The following is a 16785-nucleotide window of genomic DNA, read 5'->3' on the forward strand; positions in this document are numbered from 1 at the left end:
GCCGGCGACTATGCTGCTTCGAGCCAGAAACGGGCGACGTCCGGCGGTGCGAGCTGCACACGCAGATTGGCGCGGAGCGCGTCGATGCCGAGGCGCCGGAGATCCTCGTTGAAGTCCTCCAGCACCGGCGAGAGCACGATGGCCTCGATCCCGGCCGTGTTCGCCCGTTCGACCAGGCTATCCCGCGCGCTGTCGCCCGCCGGGTCATTGTCGCGGACGATGTAGAGCCGGCGCAGAGTCTCGGGGAACAGGATGGCGGCCAGATGGGCAGCGGAGAGCGCCGCCGCCATCGCCATGTGCGGTATCGCCTGATGTGCTGACAGGACGCTTTCGATGCCTTCGCCTGCCGCCATCACCTCGCTGGCGATCCCGAAACGGACGGCATGACCGAGCAGGTCGCCCATCGCCTTGCGCTGGGTTTGGATCGGCGCCTTGTCGGAGCCGTCAGGTGCGAGCCAGGTCCGATGCGCACCGGTGATCGTGCCCCTGAGATCGGTGACGGCGGCGATCATCGCCGGCCAGGTTTCGGTCGGGCCATGATCGTCGGGCCGGTAGTAGCAGCGCGGATGGAAGCGGAGGTTTCCGGTTCCGTGCAAAGCCGTAATGCCGCGATTGCGGAGATACGCCTCTACAGAGGTGCCGCCGATCGGCTGCGACATGGCGAACAATCGCCTTGCCGCTTCGGCTGAGCCTGACGGGGCTGGCGTGCTTGGTCGCTTCTTCTTCTCAGGTGCGGGTTCGGGACGCGGCAGGCTGAGGAAGGTTCGGGCTTCCGCGACGACATCGGCGAAGTCGATGAGGCCGCAGCTCTCGCGAATAACGTCGAGCAGATCGCCATGCTCACCGGTGGCGGCGTCGGTCCATTTACCCGCCGGTCCCTTCGCCGTCGCCTTGAGCCGCACGAACATCGAGCGGCCGGGCGTGTTGCGGACGTCGCCGACCTGCCAGTAATTGCCCTGGCGATGGCCGGCGCCGAGATAATGGCGGCATACCGCCTCGGCCTCCCGGCCGAGACGGTTCGCCAGATCGGAAGCGTCGAGACGGGTCATCACGCCGCCTCGCGTTCGCCGATGCGCTGGACCGGATAGCGGCCCAGCACGCGCTCCAGCACCACGGGGCCGGCGGTATCGGTCGGCACGAACATCCTGAGCTTCCAGGAGATGATCTCGTGGAACAGGCCGTAGGCGGTGAGCCGCTCGCGCATCGTGTCGGTGAAGCCGGACAACTCGATGCGCTCGGCGCCCATGATGCGGACGCGGCGAAGCTGAAGCCCCTCGGCGAGGTCGAGGATGGTGCGGCCATCCATTAGCGCCACGAAAGCGTCGGCGGGCGTGAGCGTAGCTGCGCCGGTCGTGGCGGCGTTGGCCGCCCAGGCGGGCGAGACCTTGCGGCCGACGATCCGCTCGCCGTCGTCGGTCTGGAGCCGATAGACACGGGTGGACTCGTTCGGCAGCCGCTTCCAGATCGGCAGCAACAGACCGGCGACGACATGGATCGTGTTGTCGGAGAACTCCGGCACGTCCGCGACCTCGGCGGCCCAGGTCATGGTGAAGGCATCGCGATCCGCCTCGGTCCAATGGGTCTCGCCCATCATCTTCACCGGAACGGTGTGCGATTCCATTGGCCGGATCAGCCGGACACGGCGTTCGATCTCGCCATCGTCGAGCATGATCGAGGTGGCGGGGATCTGGACGGCGGCGCGACCCGACCGTTCGTTCACCAGCAGCCTGGCGCCGGGTTCGCCGAGATAGGCGAGCGCGTCGTCCAGCGTGACCGGGCGGTTGCGGGTGCGCTGCGCGATGGTGAGCAGCCGGGTCTCGGCACCCGTGCCCGGATGGGTGTAGATCGTCTGGCGGCCGGTGACGGTGAAGCCTTCCGCTGTCAGCGTCTCCAGTCCGACATCGTAGATGCCGGCGGCGATGGCGCCCTCGATCTTGCCGGTGAGAAGCTGCTCGAAGGCGGTGAACAACACGCCCTGAAGTTCGATGGTCAGCGCCAGCAGCCGGTTGAGAAAGGTGGTGATCGGCGGCAACTCGTCCTTGATGCCGTTCGCGTCCATCAGCTTCAGGCCGGTGGCGGACTCGAAGCGGTCGAGCGAGCAGCCTTCGACCTTGCCGCGCACCAGCAGGAGATAGAGCTGGCGCAGCGCATCGCGGGCATAGGCGCTTTCCAGATTGTCCTCGGGGCGGAACAGGCCCTGGCCGCCGGTCTGGCGCTGGCCACGGGTGATGGCGCCCAGCGTGTCGAGTCGCCGGGCGATGGTGGAGAGGAAGCGTTTCTCCGCCTTGACGTTCGTGGCGATGGGCCGGAACAGCGGCGGCTGCGCCTGGTTGGTCCGGTGCGTGCGGCCGAGGCCCTGAATGGCGGCGTCCGCTTTCCAGCCGGGTTCGAGCAGATAGTGGACGCGCAGCCGCGTGTTCCGCGCCGAAAGCTCGGCGTGATAGCTACGGCCGGTGCCGCCGGCGTCCGAGAAGATCAGGATGCGCTTGCTGTCATCCATGAACTGCTGGGTTTCGGCGAGATTGGCGGCGGCGGCGCGGTTCTCGACGACGAGACGGTCGCCGCCCGAAGACGCGCGCTTGCGGACGATGCGCCGCGAGCGGCCCGTGACCTCCGCCACCAGCTCGGTGCCGAAATGCTGGACGATCTGGTCGAGCGCGCCGGGCACCGGCGGCAGGGAGGCAAGCTGCGCGATCAGCTCGTCGCGGCGCGCCACGGCCTCGCGGCTTTCGACGGGCTGGCCGTCGCGATAGACTGGCCGCGACGACAGATTGCCCTCGCTGTCGGTGAACGGCTCGTAGAGCTGCACCGGGAAGGAATGGGCGAGGTAGTCGAGAACATATTCCCTCGGCGTGATGTCGACGCGGATATCGTTCCATTCCTCGGTCGGCAGATCGGCCAGCCGGCGTTCCATCAGCGCCTCGCCGGTCGAGACGATCTGGATGACAGCAGCATGGCCGGCTTCCAGGTCGCTGGTGATCGACCGGATCAGGGTCGGTGTCTTCATGCTGGTGAGCAGATGGCCGAAGAAGCGCTGCTTCGCGCTCTCGAAGGCCGAGCGCGCGGCGGACTTGGCTTGCCGGTTCAGCGTGCCGGTGGCGCCGGTGATATTGGCCGCCTCCATCGCCGCGTCGAGGTGGTTATGGATGATGGCAAAGGCCCCGGCATAGGCATCGTAGATGTGGGTCTGCTCGAGGGTCAGCGTGTGCTCGACCAGCTCGTATTCCACGCCGTCGAAGGAGAGCGAGCGGGCGGTGTAGAGGCCGAGCGCGCGCAGATCGCGGGCCAGCACCTCCATCGCCGCGACACCGCCGGCCTCGATCGCCTCGACGAACTCAGCGCGGGTGCTGAACGGAAAATCCTCGCCGCCCCACAGGCCGAGCCGCTGGGCATAGGCGAGATTGTGGACCGTCGTGGCGCCGGTCGCCGAGACATAGACGACGCGGGCGTTCGGTAGCGCGTGCTGGAGCCGCAGACCCGCGCGGCCCTGTTGCGAGGCGGCGACGTCGCCGCGTTCTCCCTTGCCGCCACCGGCGTTCTGCATCGCGTGCGCCTCGTCGAAAATGAGGACTCCGTCGAAGTCTGAGCCCAACCATTCGACGATCTGTCGGACGCGCGAAACCTTCTCGCCACGGTCGTCGGAGCGTAGCGTGGCATAGGTCGTAAACAGGACGCCTTCCGGCAGCGTGATCGGCCGCCCCTGCGGGAAGCGCGACAGCGGCGTGACCAGCAGGCGCTCCATGCCGAGCGCCGACCAGTCGCGCTGCGCGTCCTCGATCAGCTTGTCGGACTTGCTGATCCACACCGCCTTGCGGCGGCCCTGGAGCCAGTTGTCGAGAATGATGGCGGCGGACTGACGCCCTTTGCCGACGCCGGTGCCGTCACCGATCATGAAGCCGCGCCGGAAGCGCGCGGCGTTCGTCGCATCCTCGCGCGCGGCGGTGACGACATCGAAGGTGGCGTCCACCGTCCACGATCCGGCAAGATGATCGGCGTGAGCCTCGCCGGCATAAATGACGGTCTCGAGCTGCGCGTCGGACAGCAGCTCGTGGATATTGACCGGGAGGTGCGGCCGATAGCTCGGTCTGGGCGGGGCGACCGAAGCCATCGCCGCCGATTGCACCAGCCTGGTGGGGTGCGCCTGAGAACCGGCAATACGGATCGCCTGCAATCCGTATTCTTCATAGATGCCGTCGGAATAGATGCCGTCGGACAAACGGCCGCCTTCGCCCGCTAGGCCGTCCGGGGTCTCGTAGGCGAGTGGCAGGCCGTCCGGCTCGGTCATCGGCACGGCCGCAGGGACGGCCTTGGCGGTGCGGTTGATATAGCCGCGCACGCTGCGAGGGGCGGAAGCCGCGACAGTCGGGACCGTGAGGGAGGGATCGACGGCGAGCCGTGTCGGCAGATGATCGTCGAGCCAGCCCAGCAGCGTGGCGGCGTCCGAGGCAACGCCGGGTGCGGCCGGGAACACGGCCGGATCGTCGGCGGGCCGCTTGTCGATGACGGTCAGCCGCGTCGGAAACGTCGTGCCGTGTTTGGCATAGACCGCGCCGTCGATGGCGGCGGAGAAGACGATGCGCCCGCGCTCCTGCAGGCGAATGAAGGCGCCCCGCCAGGCCAGATTGTCGGGCGCGAAGCTGGCGCCGGTGATCGTAACCAGGCGTCCGCCGGGAGTCAGACGCGCCAGCGCCGAGGCGACATGGCGATAGGTGGTGTCGGCGACGCGGCCTTCGACATTGGCCATCGCCGAAAATGGCGGGTTCATCAGCACGACGCTGGGTGTGGCGGCGGGATCGAGATGATCGTCGATCTGCGCCGCATCGAAGCGGGTGACGGGAATGGCCGGAAAGAGAAGCGAAAGCAGCGCGGCGCGGGTGTCGGCCAGCTCGTTGAGAACGAGCGCGCCGCCGGCGATCTCGGCGAGGATGGCGAACAGGCCGGTGCCGGCCGAAGGCTCCAGCACCCGGTCGGCCGGAGTGATTGCCGCGGCGTGGGCGGCGACCAGGCCGAGCGGGATCGGCGTCGAGAATTGCTGGAAGGTCTGGCTCTCCGTCGACCGCCGTGTATGCGTCGGCAGAAGGTTGGCGATTTTCGACAGCGCGGAAAGGCGGGCTGCCGGAGACCCGGCTTTGCGGAAAAGCGCACGGCCGTATTTGCGGAGGAACAGGACGGTCGCCGCCTCGCAGGCGTCATAGGCCGTCTTCCAGTCCCAGGCGCCGGTGGCGTCCGATGTGCCGAAGGCGGCCTCCATCGCCGCACGCAGGGCGGCGGCATCGACGCGCTCGCCGCGTTCGAGATGGGGCAGCAGCAGACCGGCGGCCGTGAAGATGGCGCTGGCGGGTTCGGGATTGGAGCCGAGCGGAAGCGGCGCGGCGGCGGAAGCCGCCGCGGATGCGGAAATCAGGGTCATGATGTGAGCCTCGGGAGAGCGGGAACGGACGAGCCGCGCGGCGCTCTCTCTCGACCGCACCGGCTCAAACCCGTTCCGGCCGCCCTCTCACTCTCGGGACGCCGGCATGGAAAAAGCGCCCGACCGTGAGGGGGGGCGCTTTTCCGGGGATCAGATCCAGTGTCCGTCCGCGATCTCGCAGGCGACGAGCGCGCGGGCCTTGCGGATGAGGTCATCGCCGCAGGTGTCGATGTGGCCGAAGAACCTGGCGCGGGCGCCGTTCTCGGCCCAATCGGCATAGGCGCAATATTCGCGAGCCTTGGATCGGAAGGCCCGCATGTCGTTGGCCCAATGCGGCTTGGGCTCGATGACCACGGTGATGCCGTCCCTGGTTTCCGGCCAGGGCAGAGACCGTTCGCGCGGCGGATGCTGGCGATCCGCCGCGAAGATGGCGTCGATGTCGGTCATGGCGCCTCTCCCGCGTCGGGGCGCACGAAGCCTTCGGGATCGCCGGGATCGGGCGGCAGATAGGCGTCATAGGGATTGCCGTCGGCGAGATGGCCGAAGGGCGTGAAGACGTAATCGCCATCGTCCCGCCCCACGGCGCAGATGACATAGCGCGGGCTGCCCGTCACCGCGTCGAGGCATTCCATGAGGGCGAGATTGCCGTCGCCCGCCGCGCGCAGCAGGGTCTGGAAGTTGCTCCGGGCGTAGGAGGGAATGCTCATAGCGCTCCTCCCTCGCCGGAGATGGTCTGATCGAGCCAGCCATCGGTGTAGATCCAGTCCACGGTCTCGCCGGTGGCGAGGTCGAGGACATGCGCGCCGCCGCCGAATCCATCGAGCCGGGGCTTCGAGCAGGTGTTGGCGTATTGGAAGCCCCATCTGCCGGCCAGGCCGAACTCGACGGCGCAGCGCTTCACGAACTGGATGAGGCGCTCGGGATCGCCGGTCACGTCGTCGCGCATCCAGAGTTGGCTGCCGCCATGCTCCGGCTGGATCGAGAGGAGGAAGCCTTCGGAGGGTGGTTCCTCCGATGCGCCGTCCTCGGACAGGCGGTTGTAGAGATCGAGCGCTCGGGCGGCGTTCTCGGGCGTGCCGACGTCGAGCAGGCACGAGAAATGGGTGAAATAGTCGGCCATGACAGGCTCCTGAAACGAGAAAGCCCGGCGCGATGGCCGGGCTGGGTTGGGGGGATCGAAGGCGGTCAGTAGCCGAACCGCCAGGATGGCCAGGGCTGGCCATCGTCGGCGGCGGCGACGGCTTCCGGCAGGTAGCCGGCATCGCCTTCGATCAGGGATGGATCGCGCACCGGCGTTTCGTCGATGACAGTGACGCAAACGACGAGACCGTCTTCGACCTCGACGTGAACGGGCACGAGATACTGAAAGACGACGCGGCGCGTGGCGGACGGGGCGGGTTCGATCATGGAGGGTCTCCTTGCGACGATGCGGGGAAGCGACCTCTCGCCGCTCCCCCGCCGTGAGGGTCATTCGGCCGCGATCGTCAGGGCGTCCTCGTCCTCGATCTCGTCGGTCTCCTCGTCCTCGCTGAGGAAGGCCGGCAAGGCAGCCTCGTCTGCGGCGTCGACCTCCGCGCCCGGTTCGACGGCGTGGCCATCGTTGGGATCGATCAGGCGCAGCGGCTCTGGCAGCCAGCCGGTGTCGGCCAGCAGGCGCTCGGCTTCCTTGGCCATGTCGCCCTTCTTCAGATGGTCGATGAGCTGGGCAGCCCGCTCGCCGGCGCCCTCTCGCACGGCTTCGAGGATACGGGGCTTGGTGACGCGGCCGAGATAGTTTCCGACCGTCGGCCGCCAGCCTGCCGCCACCATGTCGAGGCCGGTGGCTCGCGCCAGCCGGTCGGCCTGTGAGAACCGCACGTCCAGCCCATGCTGGCTGACGCCCGATCCGCTGTAGGGATTGGGCCGCTCGAACAGGGCGTTCACGCCGTAGCTGACGCAATGGGCGAGCAGATCGAGGCGCGTGCCGGGGTCGAGCAGGGAGAGCCAGTCCCACAGGGCCTGGTCGTCGTCGGGAACGTGATCGCCCCAGCGCTCGTGTCGCTCGGCGACCTCGCGCGCGGGCGTGCTGTCCTTCAACTCCTCGGACTGTGCCGAGAAGAAGATATGATTGACGCGGGCCTCGAGGCAGCCGGCCGGCGCGGTGCGCCGGAAGGTGTCGCTGACCAGCTTGTGCAGCAGCATGGTCATGGCGACGTCGGGATGTTCCGCAACCGCGTTGCGCAGAGCGAGGGTGCGATGCGCGGTCAGCTCGATGACGAGGCGCTCGGGCAACGGCTTGATGCCGTCCTCCTCATCGTCTTCCGGCTCCGCGGACTGGCCGCCGATGGTGATGACGGCGCGTTGAACGGCGGGTGCGGCCTGCTGGCCAGCTTCACCGTCAACCTCCTGCGCATCTTTGCCTTCGGTCTCGACGGGACGTTCATCCTCGGGACGGACATAGCCGCGATCCACCGACAGCGAGCCGTCGGCATCGAGGCTGATGAAGACGCCGGCGACGGCGATGTCGGCCGGATCGTAGATCGTCGGGCGCTGCTCGAAGGCGTCGAGGGCCTGTTCGATCTCGCCGAGACGTGCGTCGATCTCGTCCGGCAACTCGTCGGCTTCGGCATATTCGGCTTCGAGCCGGTCGTATTCGTCGCGCAGCGCTTCGCGGGTGGCGCTCTCCTCCTCGGTCAGGCCGACCGTGACGCCAGCCAGTTCGCGAAGCCCATGCTGGTGGCCGTAGGGAAAGCTCAAGGCGGCCTCGACCCATTTCCAGCCTTCGCTCGCGAGCTCGTCGGCAACGATCTTCAGCTTCTCGGCCACCAGGCGGTCGAGCAGGGCCGGATCTTGCAGCCATCCGCCATCGTCCGACTGGAACAGGTCGCGCAGCACGATGCCGCCGGCCGCCTCATAAGCCTCGACGCCGATGAAGACGGCCCTTTTGTCGGAGGCGCGTACCGAGGTCTCGGTCAGCATCCGGCGGATCTGATAGGGCTCCTTCTGCCAGCTATCCTTGACTGCCTCCCAGACCTGTTCCTGACGGGCATGGTCCGAGCTGACGGTGAAGGCCATGAGCTGTTCGAGCGTCATGCCATCCTCGGCATAGATCTCGAGCAAAGTCGGCGAGACGGACGCGAGGCGCAGGCGCTGCTTCACGACATTGATGCCGACGAAGAAGGCGGCGGCGATGGCTTCCTCGGTCATGCCCTTGTCGCGCATGGCCTGGAAGGCGCGGAACTGGTCGAGCGGATGCAGCGGCGCGCGCTCCATGTTCTCGACCAGCGAGACCTCGTCGACCAGGATGTCGCTGTTGGCGTCGCCGACGACGCAGGGCACCGGCGCGGTCTTGGCCAGGCGCTTCTGCTTCGCGAGCAGTTCGAGGGCACGATAGCGGCGGCCACCGGCGGGCACCTCGAACATGCCGCTCTCGGCGCCATCGGCGTCGAGGACGGGACGGACATGGAGGCTCTGGATGAGACCGCGCCGGGCGATGGACTCGGCCAGCTCCTCGATCGAGACGCCGGCCCTGACGCGCCGAACATTGGACTGGCTCAGCACCAGCTTGTTGAAGGGGATGTCGCGCGCCGACGACAGGGTGATCTTCTGAATGGCAGTCGCCATGTTCGTTACTCCGCGACGGGCGGCCGGGAGCCTCTCTCTCGACCTCCAACCCGTCACGAAGCGAAGCGCCGCCCTCTCACTCTCGGAGGGCAGCGCCAGGCGGGCGGAAAGGCGTAAAGCCGGCAGCCCGCTTCTCCGCCTTTCCGGTTTTCAGGATCGTCACGCCGCCTGCCGCTGGTCGTCGGCCGCATCGACATCGGCGCCCGGCTGGAACCCCAGGAGCCAGTCGGCCGCCTTGCTGGCCTGGGAAGCGGCGCGGACGATGGCGCGATTGTCCTCGCGCAGCACCTCGAGCCAGGAGCCGATATAGTCGGCATGGCGGACGGTGGGCGTGATGCCGAGCGAGGCGCAGCAGAAAGCCGCGTTGATCTCGGCGACCAGCTCCTCGAAGGCGTATTTCTTCGAGCCGAAGGAACCCGAGAAATCGCGGTTCAGGCGCGAGGGGTGGCCTGTGGCGTGCCCGAGCTCGTGCAGGGCCGTGCGGTGCCAGTTGATCGGCTCGAAATACGCCTGCGGCGGCGGCACCTGCACATAGTCATGCGACGGGACATAGAAAGCGCGGTCGCCGCCGATGCGGAAGTCGATGCCGGTTGCCCGGATCAGGGCCTCGACCTGCGGTTCGATGAGTCCGGGCGGCGGCGGTGGAGCCACAATGGCGACATCCTCCGGCAGGCCGTCACATTGCGCCGCATTGAACACCGTGAACCGTTTGAGGAACGGGATCGCGGCGGCTTCCTCGCCGGTCTCGCGGGCGCGGCGCTTCTCGTCCTCTGGCGTGAAACGGTCGGCATAGACGACGGTGGTGCCGCGTTCGCCCCGTCGGACATTGCCACCGAGCGACAGGGCCTGGCGGAAGGTGAGCCAGCTCTGGCCGGGAAAGCCGTGCTGGATCACCGCGCCCCAGAGGATCAGCACATTGATCCCCGAATAATGCCGCCCGGTCGCGGCGTTCCTCGGCATGGCGAGGGGCGCCTTGGCCGTGGCCGTGCCCCAGGGCTGGACCCAGGGGAAGCGGCCTGCCTCCAGCTCGGCGATGATCTTGCTGGTAATGTCGTCGTATAGGCTCGCCCGGTCGGCGCCGGCACGCCCGTTGCGGTCATTCCTGAACATCGCGGTTCTCCGCGACGGGCGCCGGAGACCTCTTCTCCAGCCCTCAACCCGTCACGGAAAACCCGGTCCGCACTCTCACTCTACTGGGGGCGTTGCGGGGCTCTCCCCGCAGAAGGGGTCGGCCGAGACCCTGGCTCGGCCGCAGGGGAAGGCTTTCCCCATATCCGCCTGTTCTCCTGGGCTTCCTTGAAAACTGTCAGAAACTCGCATATGTTTCCGACAGGAGAAAGACGATGACGCGGCTGACCGAACAGATTCTGTCACATGCGACGGGCCTGCCCGAAGGCGCTCCTGTGTCCGCCAAGAGCCTGCTGCACCTCGGAAATCGGGCGGCCGTGGATCAGGCGTTGTCGCGCCTGACGGAGCGTGGGCAGCTCATCCGCGCCGGTCGCGGCGTCTATCTGCGTCCTATTGCCAGCCGGTTCGGCACGCGCACGCCTTCGGTCGAGCAGGCTGTCGAAGCCCTTGCAACCCAAAAGGGAGAGATCATCGTCTCGAACGGCGCCGCCGCGGCGAACGCCCTTGGCTTGACGACGCAGGTGCCCGTCCGCTCGGTTTATCTGACCTCCGGGCGCAGCCGAAAGATGCACCTCGGCAAGCAGGTCGTGGAATTGCGGCATGCGCCGCGCTGGCAATTGGCCTTGGCCAACCGGCCGGCAGGAGAGGCCGTGCGGGCGCTGGCCTGGCTCGGCCCGGAGAAAGCAGAAACGGCGCTCAAGACGTTGAAGCGGAAGATGCCGCCCGGCGTGTTCGGCGAACTGGTCGCCGCCGCGCCGCAGCTTCCGACATGGCTCGCGCAGAGCGTCGGAAAGGCGGCGTATGGCTGACGTCTTTCTCCAGCTTTCGGCCGAGGACCGGCGCGACGCGCTGGGTGTCGCGGCCGATCGTTCGGGCCGTCCCACCCATCTGCTCGAAAAGGATGTGTGGGTGGTATGGGCGCTGGCGACCCTCTATGCCGCGCCGCTCGGCGAACATTTGGTGTTCAAGGGCGGCACGTCGCTGTCGAAAGCCTATCAGGTCATTCGCCGGTTTTCGGAGGACGTGGATCTGACCTACGACATTCGGGCGATCGCGCCCGATCTGGTCGGGGACAATGGCGAGGGCCTTCCGAAAACCCGCAGCGAGGAAAAGCGCTGGTCCAGCGAGGTCCGTCGGCGGTTGCCGGCCTGGGTCGCGGAAACAGTGCAGCCCGTGATCGCGAACGCGCTGGCCGCCGAAGGTCTGGCGGCGTCCATCCGCGTCGAGGATGACAGGCTCTTCATCGACTATGAGGCGACCGCGGCCGGGTCCGGCTATGTCGCGCCTAGCGTCATGCTGGAGTTCGGCACCCGCTCGACGGGCGAACCGGCGAGCCTGCGCGATGTCTCCTGCGACGCCGCCGGCCTGATCGACGGGCTGGTATTCCCGACGGCGCGTCCGCGGGTCATGCACGCGGAGCGGACCTTCTGGGAGAAGGCGACCGCCATCCACGTCTTCTGCCTCCAGGAGCGACTACGCGGCGACCGCTTCGCGCGACACTGGCACGATGTCGTCCGGCTGGATGAAGCCGGCTTCGCGGAAGCTGCTTTCGCCGATCGCGAACTGGCCAACGCTGTCGCCCGGCACAAGTCGATGTTCTTCGCGGAGAAGGCCGCCGACCGCACGCCGATCGACTATGCAGCGGCCGTCAGCGGCGGCCTGCAGCTCGTGCCGGTCGGCGATGGCGCGAAGGCGCTGAAAGACGACTATGCCCGCATGGTCGAGGATGGGCTGCTCTTCGATGACGCAGAGCCGTTCGAGGCGCTCATGGCGCGATGTGCAGATATAGCCGCTCGAGCCAATCGCGTGGCCAGATGAGATTGGGGATGGGGGGATATGGGTGAGGGTGACGAAGGGCGAAAATTCCAGTTTCTGCGGAACGGCGACGCTGAACCTTCAGATCTTGATTGGAACAAGGGGGCCGAGAGCGCTCGTCATGCCATTTCGGAGGCGATGAGCGCCAAGAACATCGCATTCCTGCTCGGCGCTGGATGCTCGTCTTTGATGAAGGACGACAAAGAGCTTGGCATTTCCACGATGGCGCCTTTGGCGGAGGAGTTTTGCGGGGAAACGCTCAATGCACGCGCAGCAGGATACTATGACGATCCACCGGCAGTAGGCGGGGCGCCTGCGCCTTGGCGGCTGACCAAGGGCGAACTCGACTATCTCGATGCGCTCGGGATCGACTTAGCGAAGGATTACAGTCGTAACCTGGAACGCTTGATGGAGGTGTTGTTCGCGCAGCGGTTCGTGCTGCGCCATAGCGAGAACGCTGCTCTTCACCCCAATCGGGCGGTGCTCGATGGCATCATCAAAAAGGTCCAGGATTTCCTCTGGACCCGTGTCACCAAGGGGAGATTTGCCACGGATGGCGACACCACCGTGCGCGACCTCTACGAGCGGTTTTACAAGAAGCTGGTCTTGCGGGATCGGTCCTTGCCCCGGCCGTGGGTGTTCACGACCAACTACGATCATTTCAGCGAACTGGCGATGGACCGCCTCGGCATTCCATATGCCAATGGCTTTTCCGGCGTGGTTGAACGCCGCTTCAATCCGGCCAGTTTTCGCTACGCCTTAGCCGAGCAGCTCGACGTCGCCAGCCGCAAATGGACCGCCGTCGACGCCTTCGTCTATCTCTGCAAATTGCATGGTTCGGTCACTTGGACCGAGGACGATCATGGCCTCTTCCCGATCAGGGAAGTCTGGCCGCCAGCGTCCGCGAACCAGATGATGATCTATCCGACGCCAGCGAAGCAGAACTCTTCGCTCGGTTCGCCCTACGCGGATCTCTTCCGGGAATTTCAGTCGCGGATCGTGCGGGAGCAAAGCGTTCTCATCACGGCAGGCTACGCCTTCGGCGACGAGCACCTGAACAACATCATCTATCAGGCTCTGACGATCCCGACCTTCCGCCTGGTGATCTTTGCGGCGCCCGACACGGAGGGAGAGATCGCCAAGCTGCGGGCGCTGCGCGATCCACGGATCTGGATCATCGGTGGCGACGGTCCTGAAGCGGGGACGAGGGCGCACTACTTCAACATGGTCGTCGAGCATTTCATGCCGCAGCGCCCGAGTGACCGGATCGACGATGCCGTTCGCAAGGTGTTGTCCGATTTGGCGCCGAAGAAGGACGACGAAATGAAGGATGCCGAGGCATGAGCCACGACGATCGCAAACGCGCGATCGGCAAGGTGGTCTCGGTCGCGGCCGACCGCTTCGTCGTCGAGATGCACGCCGGCACCGACAATTTCACGGTCGTCGGCTTCGACGACGTGCATTATGTGGCGCGGCTGGGGTCATTTTTGATGATCCCGTCGCAGTCGGAATATGTCGTGGTCGAGGTTGTCGGCCTGCGTGAACGCGACGCAAGCACGCCGTCCGAGCGGGGTGACTTCGACCGGGCCGGCTCTTCCAAATATCTGGATGTGGTGCCTGTCGGCATGTTGCCGATGCGTGGTGGGGCGTTCCGTTTCGGCGTGTCAGTTTTCCCGTCCCTGTATGCGGACGCGCTCTATGCGCTGGACGGCGAACTCGACCGCATCTTCGAGACCGAGGCCGCCGTCGAACCTTCAGTCGGCCTGGACGGCGGCGCTTGCGAACCCGAAGGAGCCACCCGCTACCGGGTGCTGCCGATCGGCAAATCGGTGGTGTTCGAGAACTACGACATCAAGGTCCGGCTGAACGAGTTCTTCGGCGGTCATGTCGCCGTCCTGGGCAATACCGGCAGCGGCAAGTCATGCACGGTCGCCTCGGTCTTGCAGTCCCTTTTCAGCAAACCCGAGGAGCATCACGCCCGCGGCGCGACGTTCATCGTCTTCGATGTCAATGGCGAGTATCACGCCGCTCTGAACGCTTCCGCGAAGGAGGGGGCCATCGGGGTCGAGCGCGTCGTCCTCGACGGCACGGCGGCAGGCTTCCGCTTGCCGCATTGGTTCCTGGAGCTGGCGGAATGGGAGTTGCTGCTGCAAGCCAGCGAGCGCACCCAGGTGCCGATCTTGCGCATGGCGCTCGGGCTCTCCACCCTGTTCTCAAATGTGGGGGCCGCAGAACTCAACAGCGTCCGCAATCACATCCTCGCCAAGTGCATCACCCAGATCATGCGCGACGACTCTTCGAGCCCGTCCAAGCATGATCGGATCATTGGCATCCTTCAGCGCTTCAGCACGAACGAGATCAACGCGGCGAAAATCCGGCCATTTATTGCGATCAACTTTGGCCAAATGGCCAACCCTGCGGGTCTAGATACTTATCTGGTTGGTCCGAACGGCTTTGAGTTGGAGGATCTGAAGCTCCCAGATTATCAGAATCTGCCTTTTGATTTTTCTGCCCTCGGAGACGCGATAGACCTCGCCATCTTGTATGCGGAGGCGCACGGCAATCGGCAAATCCGTGACTACTGCTCCCAGATGGTGACGCGCTTCCAGGCGCTGGAAGATCGTCGGGAGTATGAATTTCTCCGCCACGAGGCGGTCGGTGCTGCCGCCGACAATGGAGAGCTGGAGTTCCTGACCCGGCTGGTCGGGTTGGTTGGCAAGGGGGCCGGTCACACCAAGGCCAATCAGATCATCATCATCGACATGAACGATGTCGAGGACGAGGTGGTCGAGCTTGTCAGCGCGGTGATTGCGCGGATGCTGTTTCGCCTGCTCCGGCGAGCCGATCCGCGTAACCGCTTCCCGATCCACCTCCTGCTGGAAGAGGCTCACCGTTACATCTCGGCGACGCCATCCCGCTATGCTGTGGACGCGACCAAGATATTCGAGCGCATCGCCAAGGAAGGGCGCAAGTACGGCATGTTCGTGCTCTTGGCGTCCCAGCGCCCGAGCGAGCTGTCCAAGACGGTTCTCAGCCAGTGCTCCAACTTCCTGGTTCACCGCATCCAGAACCCCGACGATCTTTCTCAGATTCGGCAGATGACGCCGTTCATTTCAGAATCGGTCCTGAAGCGGTTGCCGTCATTGCCTCGGCAACACGCGCTGGTGTTCGGAACCTCGGTCAATCTCCCGACGACATTCAAGGTGCGGGAGGCATCACCACGGCCGCGCAGCGACGATACCGCCGTGGTCGATTTGTGGTTCCACGAAGAAGGTCGAGCCGCTGACATTCGCCTCGCGCTCCGCCCGGCCGACGCCGCTGCGGCGGCGGCTGAAGGGGAGCCGATGGCGGTAGATGAAGCGCCAGACGATGACTTCTGACCATCTGGAGACGCTGGCGCAGACACTGGAAGCTACGGGAGATTACCGGGTCATCCGGCGTCTCAAGCCGCGCTCTCGCACCATTCCGCCTCCCGGCACGCCGCTGCGCCTTGGCCTGGTGGTCGATGTGGAGACCACGGGGCTCGATCCTCAGCGCGACGAGATCATCGAGCTGGCCATGACGCCATTCAACTACGGCTTGGATGGCACCATTTTCAGCGTGGGTGACAGCTTCCAAGGGCTGCGTCAGCCGAGTGAGCCGATCACGCCGGAAATCACCGCGATCACCGGCATCACGAATGAAATGGTGGCCGGCCAGGTCATCGATCCCGCCGAGGTCGCCAAATTCGCGGCGCCGGCCTCGCTTGTCATCGCGCACAACGCGGCGTTCGATCGCCGCTTCCTTGAACGCTTCTGCGATGTGTTCTCGACGAAGCCCTGGGCCTGCTCGTTCAGCCAGATCGACTGGGCAGCGGAAGGATTCGAGGGCGCGAAGCTCGCCTATCTCGCTCAGACCGCCGGCTTCTTCTATGACCGCCACCGCGCGATGCACGATTGTCTTGCGACGATCGAGCTGCTGGCGATGCGGCTGCCCCGATCCGGTGTTACGGGCCTTAGCCGCCTACTGGATGGCGCTCGTACTGTCGCCTGGCGCATCTGGGCGGAGAACTCGCCCTTCGACCTCAAGGATGTTCTCAAGGCGCGAGGATACCGCTGGAACGGCGATCCCGGCCCGCAGCCCCGCGCTTGGTATATCGACGTTCCCGAAGCCCAGCGCGAGGCCGAGCTGCGGTTCTTGAGAACGGAGATCTATCGGTATGAGGCCGACCCTCCCGTCCGGCGGATCGATGCCTATGATCGGTTTTCAGATCGCATCTAAGCGCTACCAAAGGTCGGGCTAACGCTTGCTCTGGTGGTATCCGTTGCCGCCCTCGACGTTTCCGACCGCCTTCAATAAATCTCCGATGGAGCGTCCGCCGATCCGGCAGGTGGCCACCACACGGTCGTAGGACTTATGGTTGGCGACGCACTCCGCGTTTCGGCCCATGGCAAGTCTTTCCAGCGCGGCCTTGGCAGCAGGGCCGGTGGGGGAGTGGAGTTCGGGCGCGTAGAAATCCTCCAGCCGGATCTCCACCCAGTTGGCTGGCCCTTGGCCCACGGCCACGCACAGGGAGTCGCCGTCGCCGACATAGACCACAGGACCGAAGAAGTGTGCGCCCCGGTGGAGATAGGGCGGCATCGGGCCGCGGTCGGGAATGGCCTTGCAGGGATCGGCCTTGGCCGCGGTCGCCGTCGTCAGCGCAGCCAGCAACGCCAGGCCGATTACGATGCGCATAGTCGTTTCTCATTTCCACTTTATGGGGCGCCGGAGGCTCATGCCGCTGCTTTCAGGCGCTTCTTGGCGAGCATTGCGCGGACGAACTTGTCCCCTTTCGCCATAGGTATTTC

The 16785-nt window shown here is 65.9% G+C and carries 14 protein-coding genes; 5 read left to right on the forward strand and 9 right to left on the reverse strand.

From position 1 onward, the window contains the following. Positions 1 to 8 precede the first annotated feature (8 nt). From FO470_RS08860 to FO470_RS08895, 8 genes are all read right to left on the reverse strand, one after another. Positions 9 to 1049 carry a DUF7146 domain-containing protein gene (locus FO470_RS08860; protein WP_186291888.1) on the reverse strand — a complete coding sequence of 347 codons (1041 nt, stop codon included), beginning with the start codon at positions 1047 to 1049 and terminating at the stop codon, positions 9 to 11. Next, positions 1049 to 5410: a strawberry notch family protein gene (locus FO470_RS08865; protein ID WP_144342567.1), complete on the reverse strand. Its 4362-nt coding sequence runs from the start codon at positions 5408 to 5410 to the stop codon at positions 1049 to 1051. The genes FO470_RS08860 and FO470_RS08865 overlap by 1 nt, the downstream gene beginning before the upstream one ends. A 150-nt stretch (positions 5411 to 5560) precedes the next feature. Continuing rightward, entirely contained in the window at positions 5561 to 5857 is a 297-nt protein-coding gene (locus FO470_RS08870; protein WP_144342568.1) for a hypothetical protein, read from the reverse strand. Continuing rightward, positions 5854 to 6117 carry a DUF6117 family protein gene (locus FO470_RS08875; RefSeq protein ID WP_144342569.1) on the reverse strand — a complete coding sequence of 88 codons (264 nt, stop codon included), beginning with the start codon at positions 6115 to 6117 and terminating at the stop codon, positions 5854 to 5856. The genes FO470_RS08870 and FO470_RS08875 overlap by 4 nt, the downstream gene beginning before the upstream one ends. Next, the gene (locus FO470_RS08880; RefSeq protein WP_144342570.1) at positions 6114 to 6530 is read right to left on the reverse strand and encodes a hypothetical protein; all 417 of its coding nucleotides are present in this window, start codon (positions 6528 to 6530) and stop codon (positions 6114 to 6116) included. Before FO470_RS08880 ends, FO470_RS08875 begins: the two co-directional genes overlap by 4 nt. Positions 6531 to 6595: 65 nt before the next feature. After that, positions 6596 to 6817: a hypothetical protein gene (locus FO470_RS08885; protein WP_144342571.1), complete on the reverse strand. Its 222-nt coding sequence runs from the start codon at positions 6815 to 6817 to the stop codon at positions 6596 to 6598. A gap of 60 nt (positions 6818 to 6877) precedes the next feature. Next, on the reverse strand, positions 6878 to 9013 hold the full coding sequence (locus FO470_RS08890; RefSeq protein WP_144342572.1) for a ParB/RepB/Spo0J family partition protein: 2136 nt from the start codon (positions 9011 to 9013) through the stop codon (positions 6878 to 6880). Positions 9014 to 9172: 159 nt separating this feature from the next. Then, positions 9173 to 10123, reverse strand: coding sequence for an ArdC family protein (locus FO470_RS08895; RefSeq protein ID WP_144342573.1), 951 nt, complete (start codon positions 10121 to 10123; stop codon positions 9173 to 9175). 233 nt (positions 10124 to 10356) lie between these two features. Between FO470_RS08895 and FO470_RS08900 the strand changes: the two genes are divergently transcribed. The 5 genes from FO470_RS08900 to FO470_RS08920 are packed head-to-tail and all read left to right on the forward strand — an operon-like array spanning position 10357 to position 16216. Then, complete coding sequence (locus tag FO470_RS08900) at positions 10357 to 10950, forward strand: DUF6088 family protein (protein ID WP_144342574.1); 594 nt, start codon at positions 10357 to 10359, stop codon at positions 10948 to 10950. Beyond that, on the forward strand, positions 10943 to 11959 hold the full coding sequence (locus FO470_RS08905) for a nucleotidyl transferase AbiEii/AbiGii toxin family protein (RefSeq protein WP_144342575.1): 1017 nt from the start codon (positions 10943 to 10945) through the stop codon (positions 11957 to 11959). Before FO470_RS08900 ends, FO470_RS08905 begins: the two co-directional genes overlap by 8 nt. An 18-nt stretch (positions 11960 to 11977) precedes the next feature. Then, entirely contained in the window at positions 11978 to 13300 is a 1323-nt protein-coding gene (locus FO470_RS08910; RefSeq protein ID WP_144342576.1) for an SIR2 family protein, read from the forward strand. Next, positions 13297 to 15336 carry an ATP-binding protein gene (locus FO470_RS08915; RefSeq protein WP_144342577.1) on the forward strand — a complete coding sequence of 680 codons (2040 nt, stop codon included), beginning with the start codon at positions 13297 to 13299 and terminating at the stop codon, positions 15334 to 15336. The genes FO470_RS08910 and FO470_RS08915 overlap by 4 nt, the downstream gene beginning before the upstream one ends. Further along, positions 15311 to 16216, forward strand: coding sequence for a 3'-5' exonuclease (locus FO470_RS08920; protein WP_246659527.1), 906 nt, complete (start codon positions 15311 to 15313; stop codon positions 16214 to 16216). Before FO470_RS08915 ends, FO470_RS08920 begins: the two co-directional genes overlap by 26 nt. 18 nt (positions 16217 to 16234) lie before the next feature. On the opposite strand, the gene FO470_RS08925 is transcribed toward FO470_RS08920, so the two are convergent. Next, a complete protein-coding gene (locus tag FO470_RS08925) occupies positions 16235 to 16672 on the reverse strand; it encodes a thermonuclease family protein (RefSeq protein ID WP_144342578.1) in 438 nt (145 codons plus the stop codon). Between the last annotated feature and the right edge of the window lie 113 nt (positions 16673 to 16785).

Source organism: Ancylobacter moscoviensis, from assembly GCF_007559435.1.
Classification (GTDB): domain Bacteria; phylum Pseudomonadota; class Alphaproteobacteria; order Rhizobiales; family Xanthobacteraceae; genus Ancylobacter; species Ancylobacter moscoviensis.

Coding starts and splice junctions, on each gene's coding strand:
- FO470_RS08905 (WP_144342575.1), top strand. CDS start 10,943: ATGGCTGACGTCTTTCTCCAGCTTTCGGCCGAGGACCGGCGCGACGCG.
- FO470_RS08870 (WP_144342568.1), bottom strand. CDS start 5,857: ATGACCGACATCGACGCCATCTTCGCGGCGGATCGCCAGCATCCGCCG.
- FO470_RS08860 (WP_186291888.1), bottom strand. CDS start 1,049: ATGACCCGTCTCGACGCTTCCGATCTGGCGAACCGTCTCGGCCGGGAG.
- FO470_RS08900 (WP_144342574.1), top strand. CDS start 10,357: ATGACGCGGCTGACCGAACAGATTCTGTCACATGCGACGGGCCTGCCC.
- FO470_RS08890 (WP_144342572.1), bottom strand. CDS start 9,013: ATGGCGACTGCCATTCAGAAGATCACCCTGTCGTCGGCGCGCGACATC.
- FO470_RS08925 (WP_144342578.1), bottom strand. CDS start 16,672: ATGCGCATCGTAATCGGCCTGGCGTTGCTGGCTGCGCTGACGACGGCG.
- FO470_RS08920 (WP_246659527.1), top strand. CDS start 15,311: ATGAAGCGCCAGACGATGACTTCTGACCATCTGGAGACGCTGGCGCAG.
- FO470_RS08915 (WP_144342577.1), top strand. CDS start 13,297: ATGAGCCACGACGATCGCAAACGCGCGATCGGCAAGGTGGTCTCGGTC.
- FO470_RS08880 (WP_144342570.1), bottom strand. CDS start 6,530: ATGGCCGACTATTTCACCCATTTCTCGTGCCTGCTCGACGTCGGCACG.
- FO470_RS08885 (WP_144342571.1), bottom strand. CDS start 6,817: ATGATCGAACCCGCCCCGTCCGCCACGCGCCGCGTCGTCTTTCAGTAT.
- FO470_RS08910 (WP_144342576.1), top strand. CDS start 11,978: ATGGGTGAGGGTGACGAAGGGCGAAAATTCCAGTTTCTGCGGAACGGC.
- FO470_RS08875 (WP_144342569.1), bottom strand. CDS start 6,117: ATGAGCATTCCCTCCTACGCCCGGAGCAACTTCCAGACCCTGCTGCGC.
- FO470_RS08865 (WP_144342567.1), bottom strand. CDS start 5,410: ATGACCCTGATTTCCGCATCCGCGGCGGCTTCCGCCGCCGCGCCGCTT.
- FO470_RS08895 (WP_144342573.1), bottom strand. CDS start 10,123: ATGTTCAGGAATGACCGCAACGGGCGTGCCGGCGCCGACCGGGCGAGC.